10 protein-coding genes are annotated in these 8,585 nt (G+C 72.1%); 7 read left to right on the forward strand and 3 right to left on the reverse strand.

Annotated elements, in window-relative coordinates:
- From VFL99_RS15260 to VFL99_RS15270, 3 genes are all read left to right on the forward strand, one after another.
- The coding region (locus VFL99_RS15260) for a M24 family metallopeptidase (RefSeq protein WP_325107211.1) at positions 1–207 on the forward strand (207 nt) is incomplete at its 5' end.
- A 49-nt stretch (positions 208–256) separates the two neighbouring features.
- Positions 257–1,519 (forward strand): MFS transporter, encoded by a 1,263-nt coding sequence (locus tag VFL99_RS15265; RefSeq protein ID WP_325107212.1) that lies wholly within the window; start codon positions 257–259, stop codon positions 1,517–1,519.
- A gap of 40 nt (positions 1,520–1,559) precedes the next feature.
- Entirely contained in the window at positions 1,560–2,045 is a 486-nt protein-coding gene (locus VFL99_RS15270) for a nucleoside deaminase (RefSeq protein ID WP_325107220.1), read from the forward strand.
- Between the two features lie 66 nt (positions 2,046–2,111).
- Here VFL99_RS15270 and VFL99_RS15275 read toward each other — a convergent pair whose 3' ends face one another.
- The 3 genes from VFL99_RS15275 to VFL99_RS15285 are packed head-to-tail and all read right to left on the reverse strand — an operon-like array spanning position 2,112 to position 5,067.
- Positions 2,112–2,510, reverse strand: coding sequence for a universal stress protein (locus tag VFL99_RS15275; RefSeq protein WP_325107213.1), 399 nt, complete (start codon positions 2,508–2,510; stop codon positions 2,112–2,114).
- Positions 2,511–2,564: 54 nt separating this feature from the next.
- Positions 2,565–3,524, reverse strand: coding sequence for a polysaccharide deacetylase family protein (locus VFL99_RS15280; protein WP_325107214.1), 960 nt, complete (start codon positions 3,522–3,524; stop codon positions 2,565–2,567).
- Positions 3,525–3,564: 40 nt separating this feature from the next.
- Positions 3,565–5,067, reverse strand: a complete 1,503-nt coding sequence (locus VFL99_RS15285; RefSeq protein ID WP_325107215.1) for a purine-cytosine permease family protein — start codon at positions 5,065–5,067, stop codon at positions 3,565–3,567.
- A 103-nt stretch (positions 5,068–5,170) separates the two neighbouring features.
- Here VFL99_RS15285 and VFL99_RS15290 point away from each other — a divergent pair, with 103 nt between their 5' ends.
- From VFL99_RS15290 to VFL99_RS15305, 4 genes are all read left to right on the forward strand, one after another.
- The gene (locus VFL99_RS15290) at positions 5,171–6,763 is read left to right on the forward strand and encodes a PucR family transcriptional regulator (RefSeq protein WP_325107216.1); all 1,593 of its coding nucleotides are present in this window, start codon (positions 5,171–5,173) and stop codon (positions 6,761–6,763) included.
- Entirely contained in the window at positions 6,760–7,548 is a 789-nt protein-coding gene (locus VFL99_RS15295) for an IclR family transcriptional regulator (protein ID WP_325107217.1), read from the forward strand. Before VFL99_RS15290 ends, VFL99_RS15295 begins: the two co-directional genes overlap by 4 nt.
- Position 7,549: 1 nt before the next feature.
- Positions 7,550–8,179: an AAA family ATPase gene (locus tag VFL99_RS15300; protein ID WP_325107218.1), complete on the forward strand. Its 630-nt coding sequence runs from the start codon at positions 7,550–7,552 to the stop codon at positions 8,177–8,179.
- Positions 8,180–8,183: 4 nt separating this feature from the next.
- On the forward strand, positions 8,184–8,585 hold a 402-nt coding region (locus VFL99_RS15305; protein WP_325107219.1), incomplete at its 3' end, for an FUSC family protein.

The raw sequence follows: 8,585 nt of genomic DNA on the forward strand, positions 1-8,585 counted from the left end.
GAGGCCGGCCTGGAACTGCGCGAGGACATCGACACCGTCCTCGAACCCGGCATGGTCGTGTCCATGGAACCCATGATCATGGTCCCCGAGGGCCAACCCGGCGCCGGCGGCTACCGCGAACACGACATCCTCGTCGTCGGCGAGGGCGGCGCCGAGAACATCACCAAGTTCCCCTTCGGCCCGGAGCACAACATCCTCGGGGTCTGAGATCAGCGCCCCTGTCACCCAGCCGGACGCCGGCCGCTCCCCCTCCGGGGTGGTGGCCGGCGTCCGGCTGCGGCGTGCCCTGGCACTCCTCGCCATCCCGCTGCTCGCGCTCAACCTGCGCTCGGCGATCACCTCGATCGCACCCGTGCTCGGGGAGATCCAACAGCAGCTGCACATGTCCACCACGCAGGCGAGCGTGCTGGGCGCCTTGCCGCCCGTGGTCTTCGGCCTCGCCGGGATCGCCACGCCGACCGTCATCCGCCGCCTCGGGGCGGATCGGGCCGCCGTCCTGGCGATGCTCCTCGCCACCGTCGGGGTCGTCGTTCGAGCGCTCTCCCCCGGTGCGCTCTTCTTCTTCGTCCCGCAGCTGGTCGCCCTCGTGGGCATGGGCATGGGCAACGTGCTGCTCCCGCCCTTGGTGAAGCGCTACTTCCCGGACCGCATCGGGGCCCTGACCATCCTCTACGGCATCGTCCTGCAGCTGGGGACGGCGCTGCCGGCCTTCCTGGCCGTCCCGCTGGCGGAGGCGGGCGGCTGGCGCACCTCGCTCGGCGCCTGGGCGGGACTGTCACTGCTGGCGCTGTGGCCGTGGGTGCTGCTGAGCACCTCCCGCGGCACCGGACGCGCCGGGGCTGCCGACGCGAGCACGTCGGTCGGCGCCGCGGTGACCCAGGCCCGAATCCCGTTCCGGAGCCTGCTCCGCAGCCGGGTGGCCTGGGGCGCCACGCTGCTGATGGGGACGACCTCGCTCAACACCTATCCCATCTTCACCTGGCTGCCGCGGATCCTCACCGACGCTGGCGTCGACCGCGGTGTGGCCGGCTCCCTGCTGGGGCTGTACTCGCTGATGAGCCTGCCCCTGGCCCTCGCCATCCCCTGGGTCGCGGTGCGCGTGCGCAACCCGCTGATGGTCGTCCTGGCCGGACTTGCCTGCTACCTGGTCGGATACGCCGGTCTCGCGTTGGCGCCGTCACGGGCTCCCCTGCTGTGGACGGTGGCCTGCGGGCTCGCCGCCACCGGCTTCCCGCTGGCGCTGTCGCTGGTGAATCTGCGCACCCTCACCCAGGACGGCGCCGTGGCACTGTCCGGCTTCATGCAGGGTGTCGGCTACCTGATCGCCTCGACCGGCCCCTTCCTCACCGGCCTGCTGCACTCGCTCACCGGCGGTTGGCAGGCCTCCTTCGGCTTCCTCGGGCTGACCCTGGTGCCGCTCACGATCGGCGGCTTCATCTTCTGTCGACCGCTGTCCCTCGAGGCGACCCTGAGCGCGGCGGCGCCGGAGGCCGTCGCTCCCGCGCCCGCAGTACCGTGATTTCACGTCCCAGCAACCGAGAAGGGCAGCGGTGAGCAGCATGGAGAACACGACCGGCGGCGGGGCGACTGCCGCTTCCTTCGAGTGGCGTCAGGCGAGTTTCGACGCCGCTGTCCGGGAGGCGCGCGAGGGGCTCGACGGCGGGGGTGTGCCCATCGGCAGCGCCCTGGACCTCGACGGTGAGATGGTCGCGACCGGGCGGAACTTGCGCGTGCAACAGGGGGACCCGGTCGCGCACGGGGAGATCTCCTGCCTGCGCAACGCGGGGAGGCGGGCGTCATACCGCAGTGGGGTGCTCTACACCACGCTGGCGCCCTGCGCGATGTGCACGGGCGCCATCATCCAGTTCCGCATCCCCCGCGTCGTCGTGGGCGAGTCCCGCAACTTCGCCGGTGAGCTGGACCTGCTGCGGTCCCGCGGTGTCGAGGTGCTGGTCCTGGACGACGAGCGCTGCCGCGCGTTGATGCAGGAGTTCCAGCAGCGGTACCCGCAGGTGTGGGCGGAGGACATCGGCGAGGTGCGCTGAACGCCACCTCGCCGACCTCCACTCCGCGTCGGCGTCCACCGCACCGGAGTGCAGCGGACGCCGACGTCAGTGCCGTGCGGCCTTGACCGCCAGGACGGGACAGCTCGCCTCGAGCAGGACGCGCTGGGCAGTGCTGCCCATGATGAGCTTGCCGACGGGTGAGCGCTTGCGCAGCCCGAGCACGATCAGCTCCGCGCCGCACTCGCCCGCGGTGTGGATGATCTCCTCCGCGGGGTCGCCACGCATCGGCTGCCGGAGGTCGTAGGCCACACCGGCCTCGGCGAGCGTCTTGGCGACCCGGTCGACGCGTGTGTCATCCGCGAGGAGCCGGTCACCGGTGACATCGTCGCCGCCGGAGCCGTTCACCACGACCACCGGCAGCTGGCGCAGTCGTGCCTGCTCGATGGCGCTCTGCAGCGCCGCCTCACCCGCCGGTGTCGGGACGTAGCCGACCACGACCGTCATGACGTCCTCCCTGTCGCGACTGTTGGCCCGCCGGGCCGCTCCACGGCCGACTCCTCAGTTCGCCGCCGCGACGGGCGCACCGCCGCTGACGCGCGCGGGCTGGTGGTGCAGGTCCACGTCGGGGAAGCGGGGCACCTCGAACCGCGCGTGGGTGTGCACCTCCGTCAGCGTCCGGGCCGCGTGCTCGGCGATCTCGGCCAGCGTCGTGACCCACATGCCGTCCATGGCACGGACCCGCTCGATCAATTGCTCGAGGGCCACCGCCCGCGACGGCCGCCCGGAGATGAACGGGTGGTTGGTGAGGACGAAACAGGTGCCGGCCGCGTGGTGTGCCTGCGCCTCCAGCGTCCACATCTCCAGGGCCTTGGCGGGGCTCTCGATGACGCCACTGCCGGTCACACCCGGGTAGAAGCCGTACTGCTCCCAGTCGTCGAGGGCCCAGTCGACAGGGATCTGGACGAGGTCGCGCGGGTCACCGGAGGACACCGCGAAGCGGTACGGGGCGTCCCCGTCCAACAGGCTGGAGTCGTAGCGGAATCCGCGCTCGACCAGCAGCTGCGGCGTGTGCCAGTTCAGCTCCCACCACGGCGCCCGGTAGCCCACCGGGGTGACACCGGCCACCTGCTGCAGGGCCTCCAGGCCACGGTCGAGGTAGCGGGCCTCGGTCGCGGCGTCGATGCCCTGCATCGGCTCGTGCACGTAGCCGTGGTGGGCGATCTCGTGACCGGCTCCCGCGATGGCCCGCACCACCTCCGGGTAGCACTCCGCGGTGAACCCGGGCACGAAGAACGTCGCCTTGACCCCCTGCCGCTCCAGCATCGCCAGGAGCCGTGGCGTCGCCACGCGCGGGCCGTAGGACTGGTGGCTCATCAGCGACATCCGGTCCGCCGACCGGGCGTCGTGCGCCAGCATGCAGGACTCACCGTCCACGTCGAAGGTGAACGAGGCAGCGGCCCGGTAGCCCTCGGGCCAGGTGATCGGGTGCAGGGTGTCGGGGATGGCCGACGTGGTCATGCGTCCTCCAGGTCAGAAGTGAGTGGTCAGGGTGCGGCTGTCAGGCCTGGGCCGGCTCCTCGACGGCCTGGGGCAGGGCGGCCACGCCGGTGCGCCCGCGGTAGGAGCTGTGCACGCGCGGACCGAGGATCCAGTACAGGAGCGCGGAGGTCAGGCCACCGGCGAGCCAGGAGAGGTCGACCCCGCCCATCGCCGTCGCGATGGGGCCCTGGAACAGCGGGGTGACGCCGTACATGCACAGCCAGGTCGCGAAGATGCCGACGAAGAAGGCGACGTAGCCCGCCCAGTTCAGCGCCGGCAGGCGCCGGGTGCCCGGTGCGTCGAACAGGCGGTCCATCCTCGTGGGCTCACGACGCTCGAGGACGTAGTAGTGCACCAGCATGATGCCGCCCCAGGTGGCGACCCACGCGACGAGCGCGCCGAGCCACGTGTCGAGGACGGTCGCGAAGTTCTGCTGGTAGATGAAGAAGATGACGGCCAGCATCGCGAAGACGCCGGTCACCGTGCTGAGGGTGCGCCGGCTCGCCTTCACGTCGAGTGCCTGCGTGGCCACCGAGAACGTGTAGATGTTGAGGATGTTGGTCGCGATGGGCCCGTGGACGACGAGCAGGAGCACCGGAACGGCCAGGGCACCGTAGTTCTCCACGATCAGCTGGCCGGGGTCGACCGAGCCGTTCTTGGTGGCCAGGCTCGCGCCGAGCACCCCGAGCCACACGACCGGGATGAACTGGCCGAGCACCGACGCCAGGTACAAGCGCCTGCGCGGCATCTGCTTGCTCACGAACCGCGAGTAGTCGGCGGCGTAGGTGAACCAGGTGATGCCCCAGCCGATGCCGATGACGGTCATGACCGCCGTCATGGCGGCGATGCGCGGACCACCGGTCAGCACGTGGCCGTGCGGGCCGGCATACCCCCAGTTGATGTGCATGGTGAACCACGCGACGACGGACATCGCGACGAGCACCACGACCGTCGGCGGCACGGTCCAGCGCTCGAAGAGCGCGATCGCCCGGTAGCCGAGCCAGGAGATGATGACCTGGACGGTCATGATGACCGCGGCCACGGCGATCTTCCAGCCGTAGTTGTGCTGGGCCGGGTCGACCAGGCCGATCTTGCCGAAGAGGGCCATGACCAGGTCGAGGATGATCCAGGTGTTCACGGCGCACCACCCGATGGCGAGCACCGCCTGGATGGCCGCCGGGAGGTAGTTGCCCCGCCGGCCGAAGGCCGCCCGGGACAGGACCATGCCGGTGCAGCCGGTGCGCTGGCCCAGCAGCACGAAGAAACCGAAGGCCAGCATGCCGACGACGTTGCCCGCGACCAGCACCGTGATGGTGTCACGGAAGCCGAGGCCGAGGTTGATGCCGAGCGCGCCGAGCACCCAGTTGATGGGGGCGATGTTGGCTCCTGCCCAGATCCAGAACTGGCCGGAGACGCTGTGGCTCCGGACGTTCTCGGGGATGGGCTGAAGGGCTTGCTCGAGGTCATGGACCGATGTCGTGGACACCGATGTCGCGGGCTCGGCCGCGAGGGACTGGGACATCCGGCACCTCCGTGGTGGGTTTCCCCAAGGATCCGTGCCGTTCCGTGGCATGGACAAGGTACATTCCGACCGAGATATCCCCTTCGCCATTGGACACACCGTCATGCCCCTGACCGTCGACGCCGTGCTGCGCCATCCCTCCCTCCAGCGCGCCGACCCCATCGTCCGCTCTGCGGTCGGCAACGTCCGCGATGCGTCCGTGCGGTGGGTGCACTCGAGCGAGGTGCTCGACATCGCTCCACTGCTCCGCGGTGGGGAGTTCCTGCTCACGGGCGGGGTGACCCTCGCCTCCGCCAGCGGCGCCGAGCTGCGCCGCTACGTCACCGACCTCGCCGAGCGGGGGGTGGCGGCTCTGGCCGTGGAGACCGGCGGTGCCCTGCGCCAGCTGCCCAAGGAGCTGCTCGAGACGGCCGAAGCGGCCGGGCTGCCGGTGGTCGAGCTGCGCCGCGTCGTCCCCTTCGTGGAGGTCGCCCAGGAGATCAACAGCCGGCTCGTCAGTGAGTCCGTGGTCCACCTGCAGCAGGTCGACCAGCTCTCCCACCTGCTCTCCCAGCACCTGGCCTCCGGGGACGGTCTTGGCGAGCTGGTCCGCGAGCTAGCCACGACCGTGCGGGCCCCGGTGACCCTGACCGACCAGTCCGGTCGCCTGCTGGCGGCCGCGGCTCCCGACGGGACCACCCTCGACGAGGGTGCGGCGCTCGTGGCGGCCGTGAGCTGGACCGCCCTCGACGTCCCCGTGCGCGGTATCGTCGTCGCCTCGTTGCGGATCGGCGACGCCGCCGACGGCGAGATCGTCCGGCTCGCCGCCGCGCGGGCGGTGGACGCCCTGTCGTTGGCGCTCGTGCGGTACCGCCCCCCGAAGCCGTCGGAGATCGCCGCGAACGAGTTCCTGCGCCAGGCGCGGGACGGAGCCCCCGAGTGGCGGCTCGAGCGGCTCGCCCGCGCCGCCGGCCTGCGCGCCGACGCGCCGCTCGTCGGCATCGCCGCCCGTCCCCGGTCGACCTCCTACCGGGCGGGACAGCTCGACCAGGCGCTGCAGCAGCGGGGGCGCCGGGCCTTCTCCCTGGTGGTGGCCCAGGAGGTCTCGGCCCTCGTCCACCTTCCCGGGCGACGCGGTCGGGTCGAACGGACCGAGCTCGTCGCCGACCTGCGGGACAGCGGGATCGGCAGGGAGCTGACGATCGCCGTGGGTCCCCTCGGCCGGCGCGCGGTCGAGGCACCACGGCTCCTGACCCAGGCGCTGCTGACCCTCGACCTCGCCTCCGGGCAACGCCCCGCCGACCCGGTGCACGACTCCGAGGTCTGGGCCACCGAGCGGCTCGCCACCCAGCACCTCCCCGACGCGGCGCAGGCGGCGCTGGTCGACGAGCTCCTCGGCGACCTGCTGCAGTACGAGGCCGACCGCGGCGTGCCACTCCTGCAGACCCTGGACCGCTGGCTCGCCTCGGGCTGCAGCACCACGGGGACGAGCAGGGTGCTCATGCTGCGCCGGCAGTCCCTGCACCACCGCCTGCAGCGGATCTTCGAGCTGCTCGGGGGCGACCCGCGCGAGTCCGGTCGCCTCGCCGGCCTGCAGTTGGCCGTACGGTTGGCGGTGTCCCAGCGGGAGGCGAGGGACCAGAACGCGCGGTATGACGGCTCGTCGCACCAGAGCCGACCCGGCGCAGCGCAGGCACGAGGAAGAGGGCATCGGTGAGTCAGACATCAGGCGACTCCAAGGCGTCGGCGTCCGTCCTGCTCAACGGCCTCCGGGTCCTCGAGGCGTTCTCCCAGCTGCAGCCGGTGCTCGGGGTGACCGAGATCGCCCGGGAGGTCGGGCTGCACAAGAGCAGCGTCTCGCGCATCCTGAGCACCCTGGAGCAGGCGGGCTACGTCGAACGGGACGAGGAGAGCGGCCGCTTCCGGCTGGGGTTGGGCCTGCTCGCCCTCGCCGGGCCGCTGCTGGCCGACCTCGACGTCCGCCGGGTCGCGCACTCCGCCCTGGAGCGGCTCACCCGGCGCACCACGGAGACCTCGGCGCTGATGGTGTGGAACGCCCCGGACTCCATCGTCGTCGAGCAGGTGCCCAGCCCGCGACAGGTCAAGCACACCGCGGCGATCGGCAGCCGCTACGCCACGGCGGAGAGCGCCTCCGTCCAGGTCTTCGTCGCGGAGCTCTCCCCGGGCGAGGTGGAGCGGCTGCTGGACGGCCAGCTGCGCGACGCCCCCCGGGACAGCCCCTCGCGGCAGGAGTATGTCGCCCAGCTCAAGCAGGTGCGGACCCAGGGGTATGCCGTGAACGACGGCCGGACGTCCGCCGAGGAGGTCGGGGTGGCCGCGCCGGTGCGCGACCACCGTGGAGACGTGGTCGCCGCCGTGCTGCTGTCGGCGCCCCGGTTCCGGGTCACCCGCGACATCCTGTCCGAGCTCACCCGTGACGTGAGTGAGGCTGCCGCCGAGATCTCGGCCCGCCTCGGCCACCCCACCGACGCGCCCGCCTGACGTGACCGGCGGCGAGGCCACCGACCTCCCCGGTCAGGTGTCCGACGGCACGGTCGCGCGGCTGGCGACGCTGGCCCGGGCCCGGCCCCCCTCCTGCGGCGCGACGGTGGTCGTCGCGGTGGACGGCCCCAGCGGTTCGGGCAAGACCACTCTGGGTCGACAGCTCGCCGAGGCGCTCGGCGCGGTGCTGGTGCACATGGACGACCTCTACCAGGGCTGGGACGGGCTCGCCGACTCCCCCGGCCAACTGGAGCAGCACCTGCTCGCGCCGAGGGCGCGAGGCGAGCGCGCGGCATACCGCTCGTTCGACTGGCGGGCCAACCGACCCGACGGCTGGCACGAGGTGCCACCGTCCCGGTTCCTCGTGCTCGAGGGCGCCGGATCGAGTGCGGAGCCGGCGGCCGCCCACCTGGCGCTCGTCATCTGGGTGCAGGCGGCGACCACGGTGCGCAGGGCCCGGGCGCTGGACCGCGACGGGGAGACCTACCGGCCCCACTGGGACCGCTGGGCCGCACAGGAAGCAGCACTGTTCCCCCGCGACCGGACCCGCGACCGCGCGGACGTGGTCATCGACACCTCCGAGACACCCGAGCAGGTCGAGTGGCACCACCCCGGCGCCCGACCATCATGAACACATGACCTCGCACGGTCCGTCGCACGGTCACTGGCGCGAGCTGGGGACCGACCTCGGACCCCGGGCAGCGCAACGCTCGCGACGGTCGCTGCGGGAGCGGCTGGAGCGGGTGCGGCACCGGTGGTTCTTCATCCTGCAGTGTGCCGTCGCGGCGGCCGCCGCCTGGTGGGTGGCACGCCACCTGTTGGGGCACCCGCGACCGTTCTTCGCCCCCATCGCGGCCATCGTCTGCCTCGGGTTCTCCTTCGGCCAGCGGCTGCGCCGGGTCGTCGAGCTGATGGTGGGGGTGGCCGTGGGGGTGCTGGTCGGGGACCTGGTCGTGCACGTCGTCGGCACCGGCGTGTGGCAGATCGTCGTGGTGACCATGGCGGCGATGGTGGTCGGGGCGCTGCTGGGCGCCGGG

The organism is Segeticoccus sp., assembly GCF_035708005.1.

Bases quoted from the DNA above. Each gene is read 5' to 3' on its own strand.
- VFL99_RS15270 (WP_325107220.1), top strand. From the start codon at position 1,560: ATGGAGAACACGACCGGCGGCGGGGCGACTGCCGCTTCCTTCGAGTGG.
- VFL99_RS15285 (WP_325107215.1), bottom strand. From the start codon at position 5,067: ATGTCCCAGTCCCTCGCGGCCGAGCCCGCGACATCGGTGTCCACGACA.
- VFL99_RS15275 (WP_325107213.1), bottom strand. From the start codon at position 2,510: ATGACGGTCGTGGTCGGCTACGTCCCGACACCGGCGGGTGAGGCGGCG.
- VFL99_RS15280 (WP_325107214.1), bottom strand. From the start codon at position 3,524: ATGACCACGTCGGCCATCCCCGACACCCTGCACCCGATCACCTGGCCC.
- VFL99_RS15290 (WP_325107216.1), top strand. From the start codon at position 5,171: ATGCCCCTGACCGTCGACGCCGTGCTGCGCCATCCCTCCCTCCAGCGC.